At 46.9% G+C, this 16,782-nt stretch carries 4 protein-coding genes; all 4 read right to left on the reverse strand.

Annotation, left to right across the window (positions count from 1 at the left end):
• Positions 1-3: 3 nt before the first annotated feature.
• Genes sbnA through A3844_RS29325 form a run of 4 tightly spaced genes read right to left on the reverse strand, consistent with a single transcriptional unit; the run spans position 4 to position 16,768 of the window.
• A complete protein-coding gene (gene sbnA, locus A3844_RS29310) occupies positions 4-1,008 on the reverse strand; it encodes a 2,3-diaminopropionate biosynthesis protein SbnA (protein ID WP_074109317.1) in 1,005 nt (334 codons plus the stop codon).
• The gene (locus tag A3844_RS33825) at positions 965-6,757 is read right to left on the reverse strand and encodes a beta-ketoacyl synthase N-terminal-like domain-containing protein (RefSeq protein WP_074109318.1); all 5,793 of its coding nucleotides are present in this window, start codon (positions 6,755-6,757) and stop codon (positions 965-967) included. The genes sbnA and A3844_RS33825 overlap by 44 nt, the downstream gene beginning before the upstream one ends.
• Positions 6,758-6,792: 35 nt before the next feature.
• A complete protein-coding gene (gene fabD, locus A3844_RS29320) occupies positions 6,793-8,052 on the reverse strand; it encodes an ACP S-malonyltransferase (RefSeq protein WP_074109319.1) in 1,260 nt (419 codons plus the stop codon).
• Between the two features lie 19 nt (positions 8,053-8,071).
• Positions 8,072-16,768: a hybrid non-ribosomal peptide synthetase/type I polyketide synthase gene (locus tag A3844_RS29325; protein WP_074109320.1), complete on the reverse strand. Its 8,697-nt coding sequence runs from the start codon at positions 16,766-16,768 to the stop codon at positions 8,072-8,074.
• Positions 16,769-16,782: the final 14 nt, after the last annotated feature.

A 16,782-nucleotide genomic window follows, 5' to 3' on the forward strand; every position in this document is an offset into this window, starting at 1 on the left:
CTCTTATGAAAGAACTGTTGTTGCATTTTCCATCGCATGTAACCACTCAAACCATTCGGAGTTGTAGACTGTATCCAAATAAGCTGTACCGCCATCTGCACACAAAAAAACGACATTGGGCTGTGAGCCTATGTCGATTGAATCAAAATATTGTTGAATAGCATGATACACACTTCCGGTTGAGCCCCCTACAAACAGACCATGACATTCAAACATTAGATTGCAAGAGGTTACTGCGTCAACCTCCGATACAAATATAACCTCATCAATGCTAGCCTCTCGCAATATGCTCGGCTTAATGCTTGAACCTATCCCCGGAATATGCCGTTTCCGAGGTGCCTGATCAAAGATTACCGACCCTAGAGTATCAACGCCGACTATTTTTATACCTTCTAACTTCTCTTTCAGTATTTTCGAAAGCCCCGTAACCGTACCCCCTGAGCCGACGCCAATGAAAGCATAGTCTATCTTATCCAAACTACTGACCAATTCTTCACCTAAACCATAATAATATGCACGATAACAATCCGGGTTTCCGTACTGATTGGTCCAGTAGCTATCGCTTATTTTATTTTGCAGTTGCTGGACCATGTGAATTCGGTTTAACAGATACCCCCCGGTTTCATCACGATCCGTCACTTTGACGACATCGTAGGCAATTTGTTTCAAGAATTTCTCCGATGTTGCAGAAATATTGGGATCAATTACTGCAATAAATTTTGTGCCAATCATTTTACAAATTGTTGCAAGTGCGATCGCAAAGTTACCTGAAGAAGATTCAATCACAACCGTATGCTCTGTAATTTGACCTCTCTTTACCGCTTCGCAGAGCGCGTATAAAGCTGGCCTAACTTTAATACTACCGGTTATGTTCAGAAACTCAAGTTTGCAATACAAGTTGATATGTGGATGATCCAGCTTCATTAATGGCGTATGGCCTACAATCCCAGCTAAATCTGACAGCTTATTTAATGCTCGTTCTTTCCATTGGAGTTGTCCGGTCAACATCCTTGCCTCCCCCTATCACATTCATGTCAGTATCATGTGTCGTTGTGTAGTCAATCATCTTCTGAATAAATACAGCCATTATCGGTTGCAGCTCTTCAATCGCAACAGTTATATCGGATGGTTTCATACGCTTCTTTCTATAAATGCTTAACACAAAGTTATTCACCAACCGGCTTGAGATCGTTATAATCTTATCGCCTAATTGGCGGAGCTCTTGATTATCGGAAGGAACGTACCAATCAAGCAAGGTCTGCACCCATAGCTCTTTGCCGCCAAGGTTTACATATATTTCATTCAACGCTTCCTTTAGTTCACTTTCCTCAAGTTCTGGACGTTCCACTAGAGCATATATATTTTCGAACTCTCTCCCTACCTGCTGCTTGTCCTGCAATGCCAACAGCAGTCGATTCAATTGCTGCGCATAATCAAACTGGAGCGGAGCTTCGCTGTCCGGCACCCGTTCAAGTGTTAGAATGCATCTGGACTCTTCCGGCAGGAATGCATAAATCTCTTCGATCGTTTGATAAGTTGTCATGAACTGACCATACGAAACTTTCTGATGGCTCGTCCTTGCCAGATGATTATGGTTGATTATCATATACAACTTTTTATCCGCATCGTACTCGGTAAGTATGGTCAGGTGATCCGTATGCTCTTTCATATAAAATGGCGTATAGAACGTATAATACTCGTCAAATGAAACCATAACTGGCATTTTATTATCTAGTTGACGAGTAATCATCCTGTGCAGCTGCTGCATATCGTCAACCTTCTCGGTGCGAACACAATAACCGAATTGTTGAAGTAACTCGTTGTCGGAAGGGTACCCACTCACTTCCTCTTGACTATAATAATCGAAAGGGTAGCCTTCATCCTGCAAGTCAAACCCCCTCTTCATCCCCAGCAGCAGCTTGAAATGCTGGATCAACGATTCGTCAGCCGTCATCATAAGTGCTAATCCCCTGTCATAGCAATTGAATTGGCGCCAAGACAGCTGATTGGCATAATTATATTCACCTTGCTGCTGTCCCCTTGCAGCATCAGCACCAGATGTCCGGTTTATGGAGGGCACTTGCGGTTGACCCTGCTCCTCTATTTCTTGCTTATCCGTTTCGGTTTCGCCAGCCGGAACTAGAAATCGGGCAAGTTCGGCTATTGTCAAATAATTAAAAATGTCGGTAACGTCAACCTCGCGATTCATATAATGCGCAATATGGCTAGATAATTTAACCGCAATAATCGAGTCTCCGCCCAGATCATAAAAATTGTCGTAGACGTTAAGCTCCTCGATACCTAAGATATCTCCCCATATATCAGCCAACTTCCGTTCCGTTGGCGAAATCTCCTCTTCCTGCTTACCTAGCAGACGTACACACTTAAGCTGAGTGCCAGAACCAAAGCCTTGTCGGTCGGACTCATATACTCGCTTATCAACTTCAATTTGAACCGCATTGGCAAGCATAATCGGATGCTCGTTCTTCACTGTACTGATACGGTCGTAATTGAGCTCGCCAACCGTAACCTGCCCATTCGAAGCCATTAATAACCGTCTGAATGCTTGCAATGCAATAGCAGTAGAAAGGGGCTTAAATATGGAATTTTCCGTTACTGCATTATAATCGACCGCCATCCCGGTCTCCTTCCATGCACTCCACGCGATTGCAAGAGTAGGCTTACCGCGCATGGTCCGGGCTTGTGCGAATGCATCAAGATAAGCACTTGCCGCCGCGTAATCACCTTGTCCTACCCCGCCAAGCCAGCCGGTTATCGATGAGAATACAATAAAGAAATCGAGCTCGTCGGATTCGGTGTGCGAATCCAGTACGATGGCACCACGTACTTTCGGCAGCAACACGTCAGTGAATCCAGACTCCTCCTTCCTGAATAAGAAGCCGTCTCCTGCTATTCCAGCACCATGAACAATTCCATTGATACGACCAAATCGTTCCCGCAACCCTACGAATAACGATTCAATTGCCGAAGAATCCGCAACATCTACCGTGAAGCTAATTATTGTCGCTCCCGTAGCCTCAAGGTCGCGGATCTTCTGAATCCGCGAGGTCAGCTTATTGTCATCCGACGATGCGGTGATATCATCCCATAGATCTCTATGAGGCAATGTGGTTCTGCTTATTAATGCTATTGTCACTTTCGAATTCAAGTCGGCAAGGCAGGAGGCGATTTCCAGTCCGATTCCACCTAGACCGCCTGTAATGACATACACGCCATTTGCCTGTATGGATAACTCGTTAGTTTCAGGAGTCACAATCGACCGATCTAACTCCATAACATAGCGATTGCCGCTCCGGTAAGCGACCGGAGATTGCGTATTTAATGCAGACTCTTGTCTGATCATCCTTAAGATATCGACTTGTCCATCGACATCTATGCATATACAGTGCAACGTCTGGTGTTCTTGATTGATGACGCTGCCCAAAGACAATAGCCCCCTGTTTCTCGGTACTACTACCGCATCCTCTACTGTAACTTGGTATGCACCTTCAGTCACAATACACAACGTAAGTCGTTCATGCAGCTTTTCACTGACTAAGGCGCGGAACAGCCGAAACAAATCAGTTATGACCTCTTCATCGGGCGTATCATTGTGCCATTCCGCAGGAGCCATATATATGACAGTTTCAATACTCTTAGCTCTTAATTCAGACACCATTGCATTGAACTCAGCCTGATCCTGCTGCCCGTTCATGATATTATCGAACACATTCAGACGTCGGCCATTCTTGTCACGATCAAGTCTATTGCAGCTATCCCCTTCATAACGGAACACAGCAATAGGCACGTCAAACGACGGATCTTCATTGTAAGGTTTATCCTCTCGCCGCCAAGCCAACCGCCAAATTATATTTGCGGAGGTATCCGATAAGTCAAGAAGACGTTGGGCTGAAAGCTCGTTTACCCGTTTGACCGAGTATTCATGAATTTGGGCCAGAACCTCTCCATATCGATCCATGATAGATAGATTGAATTTCACAATTTCTCCCTGCACGCCGGGATCGTCAATTCTTGTGCAAACACAATATATTTCACTTGGAAGCGCACGATAAAAAGAAACTTCTTTGTAGGTGAAAGGAAGATACAACTCGTTGCCTAATAAGCCGCAATACACCATACTTCCTACGGCGCTGTCCAGCAGCCCGGGATGCAGACAATAATGATTCAGATCTTCGGTATCGGCCAGCTTCAAGTGGCATAGCACCGTATTACCATTCACCCATACCTTCTTTAAATTTTTGAACCGGGGACCGTAATTCTGGTCAATATTCCCATTATAAATGTCCGTAGCGTGAAGCACATTGTGAGCTTCCTTCTGCATGTTACTGAAGTCAATGGTAGGGTCGGGTAACAGAAGTCTGTCGAATTCGAGCTTAGCTTGTGCATGCTCCCGCCAATGATGTTCACCTTCACGCTTGCTGATTACTTTGAAATGGATATGCTCGCCTTCTCTGCGAATCATACTTTGCACCCTGCAAGATGTGTTCTCAGTCAGAATAATCGGCTCCAGGAATACGAAGTCATACAGTTTCGTAACAGGAAGCCGTCTATAGGCTTGGCCTGCCTGCATCGCCATCTCGATATATGTAGTTCCCGGAACAACAAATTGACCGAACAGTTTATGTTGCGACAATATCCAACTGTCTGTACTAAAATTTGAAATGAATAATGATTGATCGGTTGCTTCCCACACGTTTATTTGCAGTAGCGGGTGTATGTACTCTTCCCCGTAACCGAGAACCTCTGCGCCGGATGAACTCGGTTTGGCTGCCCGGACAGCGCTCAAGTCCGGCCAGCATCGCTTCCGCTCAAACGGGTACGCCGGTAAATGAACCCGTTGGTTTGATTTAAACGAATATAGGCTTTTCCAACGAACATCTGCGCCTTGCGCATACAATCTTGCTAGTTCTCGGAGCCCATCTATGGTCGAATCGGACGTTCTAACAAGCTGCTGCACTAGGCTCTCCGCGAGACGACTGAAGTCTGTACTACTTGCAGCTGTAGGTTCCGTTCCGGGCCCTCCCGGTTTCCTGTTCGATGCTTGTTTATGCCAGCCGTAATAAATATCTGAATGGGTAAGCGTATCCAGATCGCTGTCACAGGCTGTGTCAATCTTAGATATCAAATCCTCTATGCCGACATAAACAATCGATAATCGATAACTGTAATGACTACGGCCGACATTGGCTGTATAACTAATGTTACGCACGTCTGAGAAATGTCCACTTTGCGCCGCGAACCATGAACGATAGCGCTTCAGTAAATCTTTCAAACTGTTCGCCGTCATCCCTGACAATGTAAAAATACCTTCGTAACAGGATGACATCTCATCTTCGGACGAAAGCTTATCTTCTACATCAGAAGGCGCTTCTTCCAATACGAGATGTACGTTAGTGCCACTTAAACCAAATGAACTAATTCCTGAGAGTCGGATACCCTTGTCCACTTTCCAATCAGCCAGCGTATCATTTACATATACTGGGGAAGACTCGAACCGAATATTTCGATTGGAGCTTTTGAAATGTAGGTGTGGCGGCAGTTGTTTATTCTTCATCGATAAAATGACTTTTATCATACCGGCAATTCCAGCAAGATGATCGGTATGCCCGATGTTAGTCTTCACCGAACCGATCGCGCAAAACTGATGACGATCCGTGTAATGACGGAAAGCTCGTTCTAATCCGTCTATTTCTATGGGGTCCCCTAATTTGGTCCCCGTTCCATGCGCTTCAATATAGCTCAGCGTGTTCGGATCTATTCGAGCCTCCTTCCATGCCTGAACAATGACATCTTGTTGAGCGATGGAATTGGGAGCAGTCAATCCGGCCGAAGCACCATCTTGATTCGTTGCGCTTCCTTTAATAACCGCATAGATTGGATCCCCGTCCGCGATCGCTTGTTCCAACGGTTTTAATAGTATAGCACCGACGCCCTCACCAATGCCTGTCCCCTCCGAGTGATGATCGAACGCTCTGGTTCTACCATCCGACGAAAGTATGCCGAGTTCATTGCTGCCGTCATCTAGAGCCATTAAAATGACTTTTACACCGCCGGCAAGTGCCATATCGGATTCCCTTCTTCGAATAGACTGACACGCCAAATGTACAGCCATCAGAGAAGAGGAGCATGCGGTGTCTACCAACATGCTTGGTCCTTTAAGGTTCAATAAATACGAGATGCGCGAGGCAATGACCGATTTGATATTGCCAACCGCAGACAGAGACAACAGCTCTGGATCGATCTCCTTAATCATCCGCTTATATTCCTCACCAAAGTCACTGCTGAACCCAACGAACACGCCGGTGCGGCTGCCTGCAAGACTGTCGCCCCCATAGCCTGCATCCTCTATGGCCTCCCAGCAGGCTTCCAGAAAAAGCCGCTGATTAGGATCCATTAGCCCTGCTTCTTTCGGGGATAAACGAAAAAATGCCGGATCAAATTTATCAATTTCCTCTAAATATGCCGCTTTTCGAAAGCGAATATTTTCATCATCCATACCTTTTTTTCGAATTAGCGGCAATAAATCCTGCTGCCTCCCGATTGGCATATCTATGATGCAGTCTTCTCCATCCCTCAGAATATTCCAGAATTCAGTTGGACTATTCGTCCTGCCGAACCGGCACGCCATTCCTATTACAGCGATACCTCCGCTCACTGCGTTGTCCCGGCTTTCGGGCTGGGAAGATGTATGGCTACGATCCAGCTTAAATCTGTCCAGTCCCAGAAACTTACCCACACCTAATTCTCCTTCCTATATACCTGCCCTTTGGTTCAGGCATTAGTTAACACTTTTTCCGATACCAGGTTTCGATGCCCCGTCTCTTGAAACAGCTGATTATAGCGGATAACCTGCTCCTCCATCGGCGCTTGCTTCGCAATCATCATACTCATTAGCAATGAATAAGCAATGTCTACTTCCGTTGCGGTAGCCTGTACTTTCCCGCTTTCCAGACTTGCTCTCAATGCGAGGAGTTCTGCGTATGGGCCTAACACACCGTGCTCGTATTCGTCAGCTTGCGGGTTCCGATTCTTGGTGCAAACAATGATTGCGAGAGCCCTATCCACTAACTGTGTAACCGACGATTGCATACGTTCCTTCTCGTCTTCGATTCCTTGCCGAAAGCCGAGTATGTCTTCCAGCTTCTCGAATCCGAATACCTGGAAGGGCGCGCTGCGTGCTAGATTTTTTAGCACATTGCGCGGACCGATCTCGATAGCTGATACTGCATGTACAGCAACATAGTCCATGACTGCCTGCCAATTCACCGGTAATATAAGTTGGCTAGCCAGCTTCTCTACAATATCATCAGTCGCTTCGTACAGCCGGCCTGTCGTACTCGATAATACCGGCCACTTAGGGTCATGGTACTGGAATTGGCCTAGCACCTCCCTCATGCGGCTTACTGCAGGCTGCATTAATGGCGAATGGAACGGTGCACTGACTTGAAGGCCAACTACGGAAGTCGCTCCTAATTCCAGGCATGTCTCTCCCACCTTCCGTACCTCTTCGGCATGACCTGAAATAACGATCTGGTGGGCCGCATTATAATTTGCAATAACAACAACTCGTTCGTCTAGAGAATACTCCTTGCACAATTGCTCGATAACTTCGGCCTTCAAGCCGATGACAGCTGACATCGCACCTTCTTTTTCTGAGACAGCCTGCTGCATCAGCTGCCCTCTGCTCCGCACGATTTGCAGTGCATCTGCATAGCGAATAGTCCCCGAACAAGTAAGGGCTGTAATTTCTCCTAAGCTATGACCCGCAGCAAGTGCAGGCTGAATATTAAATTCTTGCTGAAACACTCGGAACGCAGCCATACTAACTGTCAGAATGGCAGGCTGGGCGAATTCTGTCATGGAGAGCTGTTCCATGTTACCGGAGAAGCACATCTCTTTAAGCGAATACCCTAACGTATCCTCCGCTTGTTCGAATGTCTCTCGTGCAATCGCGTACCGATTATAAAAGATTCGTCCCATCCCCACATATTGAGATCCTTGCCCGGGAAATAACAACGCCAGGTTGTCCATGTGTGTCTTCCTCTCTTCATTAAGTAGCATACTCGTCAAGCAGCATCATTAAGAGCTGCTCATAATCATCAAGTAATGAGCTAACACCACGTTGATGTAAGCAGGAACCATTAAATACTGTGCGGAATACGATGCCATCCGGCATCAGTTCCACAACGTGGACAAGATCATGCTCCATATTATTTAGGCGTGAATAGTTGGACAGTTCGCTGAACAATGGAATTATGTCATCTGCTTGCCGGTTCTCCTGCTTTTGCTTCCTCCAGAACGAGTCATCCCATTGGCTTAAGGAGGCAAATAGCCGCTTCTGATGAATGAGAAGGAACAACTCAGAGAAATTACTGCAGCGATTCAGCTCAATACGAAGCGGACGAATAGTCGGACCGTAGGAACCTTGTACCGCTTGCTCCAAATAAATATCCTCACTACCCATAATCTGCGACAATAGGTGCACGTATAGGGCAAGAAGAATATCAATAGCCTCAACTTTCTCGTGATCGGCCGCCCGCTGCAGTCTTGCATACCGCTCGCCTTCAACATGGGAGCTCAGCATAATCCGCTCTTGCTTAACCAGGCGAGCCTGCTTCTTATACTCACGCGGCAACCGTAATATAGGCCCCTCCATCTCATACATCCAATAATCGCCATCGTCTTCACTAAAATTAATTTCCGCTCCCATTAACTGATCTTCAATAAATTGGGCAAGTGACGAAATCGTCGGATAGGCAAACAGATCTACAATGCGAACTGTACCAGGATACAATGCTTCCAGCTTCTCATGCACCAGAACAATTGCAAGCGAGTTGCCGCCCATCTCAAAGAAGTTGTGGTAGACTCCGAGAGCGTCTGTTTGCAGTAACTCACTCCAAATGTCCCACAACTGCTGTTCAATTGAAGAAAGCGTGCTTGTGGCGCCTGCCGCCACAGGTGACATAATATTGCGTGTAGGCTCCGGGAGCGCTAGCCGATCCAACTTGCCGTTCGGTGTCAAAGGCCAGTTCTTCATATAGGTGTAAGCCAACGGCACCATATAATCGGGTAAAGTCTTGCTAAGGAGAAGCTGCAATTGCTTGGTCTCAATCTCGTAATCTCCTATATAGTAAGCTGTCAAATAAGGGTTCGCTGTTTCCTGCCCTGCCAAAGTGACTACCGCCTCTTGTATGCTGTCATGTTTACATAGCGATTGCTCAATCTCTCCCAATTCAATCCGATAACCCTTCACTTTCACCTGAAAATCGTCACGTCCAGCATATTCGATGCTTCCGTCAGGCCTCCATCTGGCCAAATCTCCGGTTCTATACATTCGTTGTCCCGGATTGAAGTGACAAGGGATGAATCGGTCGGCCGTTAGTTCATTCCTGCCATAATATCCTCTCGCGACGGCCTCTCCTGTGATATATAGATCACCGATAATATTAATACCTACCGGTTGCATGTTCCGGTCAAGGATATAGACCTGCATATTCGGAATCGGTCGGCCGATCGTTACCTTGTTCGCGCAGGTCAGATTTTGTACCGTAGACCAGATCGTGGTTTCGGTCGGGCCGTACATATTATAAATTTTCGCTTCGGTCTTTGCTTGAAGCCGCTGCAGAAGCTTAAGAGGAAGGGCCTCCCCTCCGACATAAATCATTTGTAAACGAAGAATGGCCTCTGGCAGACTAGAATCTTCAAGCAGCAGCTGCAGACGGGATGGCGTCAACTGAATCATATTCACGTTATGATCAAGGATCAGTTGCTTGATCGAATGTGGATTAATCTGGTCATGCTCCGAGGCAATCATGACTGACGACCCGTTAAGTAGTGGCAGAATGGTTTCAAGAATGAAGATATCAAAGCTGATTGTCGTTAGTGCAAGCCAGTTCCCACCGTAAATAAAATCGGCTGCAGCTTCAACTCCCGCTTTAAATGCGGTCAGATTCCGGTGTTCTATCATGACGCCTTTGGGCCTGCCCGTTGATCCCGAAGTATAGATCATATAAGCGAGATGTTCAGACGTCGCCTGAATAAGCGGGTTGGTATCGGACTCAGTTCCATCGTCCATTTCATCCACATGAATGATTGCAGACATGCCGCTCAGCTTGTGCGTCAACGAACGGTCAGCTACAGCCAGGCTTAATCCGCTGTCTTCCAAGACGTAATTAATTCGCTCCTCAGGATAATTGGGATCGATCGGAACCAATGCAGCTCCAGACTTTAATATACCTAGTAGGCCGATCATCATATCAACTGATCTGTTCATTAGTAGTGCAACGAAACGATCCGGTCTAGCCCCATTCTCTAACAACCTAGCAGCCACACGATTCGCCCTCTTGTTCAGCTCCCCGTATGTGAGCTCGCGCTGCCCGTCTTGTACCGCGCGAAGAACCGGATGAAGACCTGCACGCTCCTCGAATAATTGAACAACCGTCTTCTCCCGCGAATGAAGCGTTTTGTTAACGTTCCATTGGTCAATCAGGAGCGATCGCTCTTCGACGGACAATAATGATATCTGACCAATTTTTTGATCCGCCTGCTCTACTAACGCTCGCAGAACCGCAGTGAAGTGACCTGCCATAATTTCGATCGTTTCCTTCCGGAACAGTTCGTCAGAGTACTCAATATCTACGATAAGCCGCTTATTCCGCTCGATAATATCGAATGTCAGATCGAACTGTGAGGAACGCTGTTCGAATGGGTATGGATGGATCTTCAGCTTATCATCATGCTCATGCAGCACTTCTTTAGCATCACCTGTATTCTGCAGAATGAACATGATGTCGAAGAGCGGATTACGGGACGTATCCCGCTGGAGAGACAGTCGATCAACTAGCATTTCAAACGGATATTCCGAACGCGAAAGCGCAGCCAGCGTATTTTGTTTAATCTCTTCCATAAAATCGGCTACCCGACTGTCTCTTCTGGGAAAGTTCCGCATTGCAAGCGTATTGAGGAACAGGCCTGCTATCCCTTCCAGCTCCACATAATTTCTTCCGGCAACCGGTGAACCAATAATAATATCCTCATCACCACTATATTTGGCGAACATAATATTCAGCGCAGTCAGCAGTGTCATATATAATGTCGTGCCGCGTTGCTGGCCAAAACTAATAATGCTATCGGTCAGATCAGCACCCACCTCAAACGTCAGCACGCTTCCGTTATAGCTTTTCACAAGCGGTCGCGGGAAATCGGTCGGCAGGTTCAGTACGGGCAGTTGACCCGACATAACGGAACACCAATATTCCTCTTGTTTCTTAAAGCTTCCATCCTTCAGCCGATTGTTGTGCCATACGCTAAAATCTTTATACTGAATACGAAGTGCAGGTAAAGATTCAGCACGATAAAAATGGAAAAATTCGTTAATAAGAATACCAATCGATACACCATCGGAAATGATGTGGTGCATATCAAGCACCAACACGTGTTTATTCGGCTCTATGCGGAACAATTTGCTGCGTAGCAGCGGTGCCTTCGTCAGATCGAACGGTCTAATAGCCCGATTCAATTCGTCTCGGATGACGGATGCCTCAGAGAGCTCCTCGTATTCAAGTGTGAAATCGGCCTCATCCATAATTCGCTGTACAAGCACGCCGTCGTTAATTGTAAAGCATGTACGGAATGATTCGTGCCGTTCAATTAACAATCGAAACGAAGCTTCAAACCGTTCCCGATCAAGTTCCCCTTCAAGCTGCAGAACAGTCGGAATGTTGTAGGCTACCGAACCATTTTGCATTTGTTCCAGTACGTAGATCCTCTGCTGGGAAGAGGTGGCGGGATAATATTCTGCCCACTGTGCTATCGGGATGGCTAGAACCTGCTCTTCAACACTCACTGACCCAATGATTGCTGCAAGCTGACGAATCGTCGGGTTGATGAAAATATCGTTGATCGTAACCGCAGCCGAAGCATGCTTGGCCAGCCGTGTCACAATACCGATCGCCAGTAGAGAATCACCACCTAAAGCAAAAAAGTCATCGTCGAGACTTAAAGTTTCATAGCCGAGCACTTCAGACCAAATCTGGCCCACAGCCAGCTCATCGGCTGTGTATGCGCTTCCATCCTCCTTGCCAGTTAGAACCACGGATGAATCGTTCCTGTTAATCGCCGAACCTTTCAGTGTGTGGATATTCGGATACTCCTCCCCCCGAACGAAAACGTCATCCGAGAGTCTAATCTTTAGGGAAGGCCTCCACTGCTGCAAGATTTCCAAATCAAACTGTCCGATAACCATTTGATTGACATCTTTAGACAGGATGGCGTCAAAAGATTGCATTCCGCCTGCTATCGGCATATAACCAATAAAGCCGGGCCCTGTAATTCCCTCGAATGCATACCAGTTTATTGCAAGCGCATGCTTACCTTTGTAACGGCGATACGCACTATATGCATCCAAAAAGCTATTCGAAGCGACATAGTCACTTCCCGTCGCTCCTCCCCATATGGATGCGAGCGAAGAGAACATAATAAAGAACTCCAGGTTCTCCGTTTCCACAAGAACGTCTAAGACTACTGTTCCAGCCAATTTCGCCTTCATTCCATCACGGAAATTGTCAAACGATTTGACGGCAATAGGGTCGAACGACTGCTGCATGGCGCTGTGAATTACGCCGTTAATTGGACCATAGCGATGCTTAACCTCGTGTAAGATCGTCTCCATCTGATCCGGATCAGATACATCTGCCGCATAATAGGCCACCGTCGAGCCCATCCCCTCAATCTCGAGCATTGCCTTCATCTTGGCCGCTTCCGCCAAGCTGCACCCGGGGCGGGTAATCCAATCGTTCCATTCCTCCTTCGGCGGGAGCGAGGTACGGTTTACGATAATGAGTGTAACATTAGCTTTGCTTGCTATATGCTTGCCGATTTGAAGTCCAAGCTTACCTGCTCCGCCTACGAGTATATAAACGGCGCCGGCACGCAGGGTGATCGGTGTAACTATATCGGGAATTACATCGATATCACTTCTTCTCATCTCGGGAACGATCCGTTTATCCCGATATGCAACCAACGAATCTTCATAATTAAACCTAATTTCCTGTACTACCTGTTGCGCAAGTTGTGTTGCTGACAATTGCCCGATCGCCAGATCCGTGACGTAGCATTGAAGCCTCGGATTTTCTTGCGGGATCACTTTGGCTAAGCCGACAATCGGTGCCTGGGCAGGATAAACCTCTTCGGCTATGGACACAGCCTGTGACCGATCAGTAACAATCCGAATTTCAATAGAATGGTCTACATTTAACGCAATAAGTGCTTTTGCCAAGTGAAATAAACTATACGATCCGAGCTCCTGAGCGCTTTCAATTTGCTCTGGAGTATATGAATTGTCTTGATAAGGAATATCTAACGACCACAAATGAACAATACCACTAATGTTGACATCTTGCTCTTGCAGCAAATGGAGTAATCTCATGTAATCACTATTAGTCGTAACGTTCATAACAAACCAGTCGGCTTGCTCTTGAGCAAACGTTTCCCCCCGACTAATTGTATAGACGCTATTGCCGCTAGATCGGAGGGATTGCGCCACCGCATCTCCAATCCCATATTCGTCAATGAATACAAGCCAGTTTCCTCGTAGTGAGGAGCGGGTAGAAGATGGGGACAGCTCACTTTGTTTCCAAAAAATCTCATACGTCCAATCTTGATACGCTTGCGGATAATAGCTAGATTGTCCGATAACGAGCATCGTTTCCGCTAATTCTCGGGACTCTCTCTCTACAGGATATGAGCCGACAGCCTCGTAATTGGTATCCCTCAATGCTTTCTCCCAGCGCAAGTGGTCAATCAACGGAGTATGTACCCGAAGCTCAACATCTTTAAACGCCCACCAGCCTTCGGCAAGCCCCCATATCAGGTTAGTGGACGCTCTGTTTTTAACAAGCTCTAGGCTACACAAAATCCCTTTACTCGCAAGCAATGTATGAAGCATTAGCAGTGAACCGCGAATATCTTGCGTTGCATGAATCACATTATAGGCAATTATGATGTCATAGCTATGGTGCTTGAAGCCCTGCTCGCTTGGCTGCTTCCCTATATCCAGTAATTTGTAAGTCAAATTTGGATATTCGCCTTCGAACTGCTTCCGGGCTTGGATTAGTTGAGAGTTTCCGATGTCGGTAAACGTGTATTCGTACTGAGCATCTTTTATCTTAGGAAGCAGCAACTGTGTCAAGCTTCCTGTACCGCCGCCTACTTCGAGAATACGGACTTTGCCGCTATAAGATCTTATATATTGTGCAATCGTCTCAACGGCCATTAATCCGCACAGATCCCCGAAAGACTTGCTTTCATCTTCGAACGATTTGAAGAAGTGCGATGTTCCGTCAGGGTATAATACCTGCAACGGGTTGATAGCGCCAGACAAAACTTCTTCATAGTGGGATAGACAATGCTTCAACAAACGCCATGTCCCTTGGTTACCGGGGAACCGAATCAAACATTCTTCGAAGTAAGCCTCCACGTCAGCAGTTTCGGCTCTGGCGCTTATCTCATACTCCGAACCATTTAGCGTCACGTAACCGGTCTCAACGAGCAGGCTGAGAATGTATCGGAACAGACGTACCTGCTTCGTATCCAAGCTTACGGCGGCGCATATTTCATCTAAGGTATGACCCTTAGCCTCGCAGAACAGCCCTTTACCCCTAAATAACTGCATGAAATAGTTGGCGACGAAAAGCGCCTCTTCATCGAACATATCGGCAGGCTGCTTATATCCGGCATGTGCAAGTAAACTCTCTCCAAATAGAAATGTCGAACGTGCAATGTCGTGAATGTCCGCATGTTCACGGACTGAATCGGTCTCATCAATTTCAATTGCTGTAGCTTGCTCGATCCCAATCGCAGCTTGTTCAGTATGGTGATTAGCCCAATGGCGTGTTTTCGAAAAAGGGTATGTAGGAAGTGGTACTCGTCTCCATTCCACCTCCCGATAGTACGCCACCCAATCGATGTCGCTGCCGCCGGCAAAAGCTCTGCCCATCGCCTCAGCCTTCGTATCCTCCTTGATCATCCGGGCACTAACACAAAGTTCGTCGGTATTGCCTAGATAGATGCCTTTTCCTGTGAAGGATGGCCATCCTTCTTCCGGCCATTGTTCTGTAAGCTGTGTCACTTTGGTTCTTAGTTCTTCTTTGCTCGCAGCTGCTATTGCAATACGATAACGATGTGCATCCCTTCCGCAGGTAGAGGTGGCACATATATCAATCAGGTCATACTCGGTGGACGGCATATATTCAGCGAATCGCCGCACGTACTCCCGCAGAGATGCCAAAGTCTTGGCTGACAGCACCAGCACAGCCTGTGTTGGCTCAAGTGAGCGGTTGTGTCGTTCCTTTGAGTCCGTTTCTTCAACTATAATATGAACATTCGTTCCGCTTAGACCGAACGCACTTACGCCGGCTCGGCGGACAGGCTGCCATTCACACGTATCCCATGGCAGCAAAGTCTCGTTAATATAAACGGGCGAATCTATAAAAGGTATTAATGAATTCGGCTTCGTCACGTGTAGCGTCGGGGGAATCATGCGATGCTGCATCATTAATACAACCTTAATAATACCCGCTATACCGGATGCGGCAACCGTGTGTCCAATGTTGCTCTTTAACGAACCGATTCCGCAAAATTGTTTTTTGTCTGTATAGAATCGGAAAGCATTCTGGAGTCCTTCAATTTCAATAGGATCGCCTAACCGGGTGCCCGTACCGTGCGCCTCAATGTATGAGATTGTCTCTGGGTTAATATTGGCCCGCTTCCAAGCCATGCGAATTGTATCACTCTGTGCAATTGCATTTGGCGCGGTTATACCGCTAGACCGTCCGTCTGAGTTGACAGCGGATCCTTTGATTACAGCATGGATGAAATCGCCGTCTTTAACCGCCTGATCGTAAGCTTTTATGTATACAATTCCGAGCCCCTCTCCGGTGACCGTTCCATCGGCCGAATCATCAAAAGCCTTCGTTCTGCATCCTGAAGATAAAATGCCGAAGTCAGTGTCCTGCTCAATTGGAAATAGAGATAAATTTACTCCGCCGACTAAAGCACGATCGCAATCATTGTTCTGAATAGCTAAACAGGCCTGGTGTAGCGCTGTTAGGGATGATGAGCATGACGTATTAATGAGCTGGCTTGGCCCGAGTAAATTCAAATAGTGCGAGATGCGTGAAGCAATTATAGCCGCAATGTTACCTGCCAGTGACGACGCGTCAACTTTCTCCATATATCGCTGGTACTGAGATTCATTGTCGCAATACCCAAGGAAGACGCCAGTTCGGCTACCGTTCATCATCGCAGAACTATATCCCGCATGCTCAATCGCTTCCCATGCGAGCTCCAGAAACAGCCGCTGATACGGGTCCATACTGCGGGCCTCAGCAGGAGAAATATTAAAAAAGGCATTGTCGAAACGATCGACATGCCTGAGATAACCAATCTTTGCGAAACTGTACTTCGCTTGTCCGAATAATTCGTCTGCAAGTACGGCTATGTCCGGTACTCGTTCTGCCGGCGGAGCTCCGATCGATTCTTTGCCAGCGGATAAGTTGCTCCAGAACTGCTCAAGGTTATCCGCATCCGGTAATTTACAAGCCATACCGATAATTGCAATATCCGAATTGACCGCTTCGGCGCTACTTGTGCCCAAATTGGTAAGCTCCATAAGCATTGCAAGCGCATCCTTCTCGCCCACACGCTGAGCAGCAAATTGTTCGAGAATGTACGTTTTCGTAAGTTTCATTTCAATTCACCTCT

This window comes from Paenibacillus helianthi, assembly GCF_001909055.1.
GTDB classification, from domain to species: domain Bacteria; phylum Bacillota; class Bacilli; order Paenibacillales; family Paenibacillaceae; genus Paenibacillus_AQ; species Paenibacillus_AQ helianthi.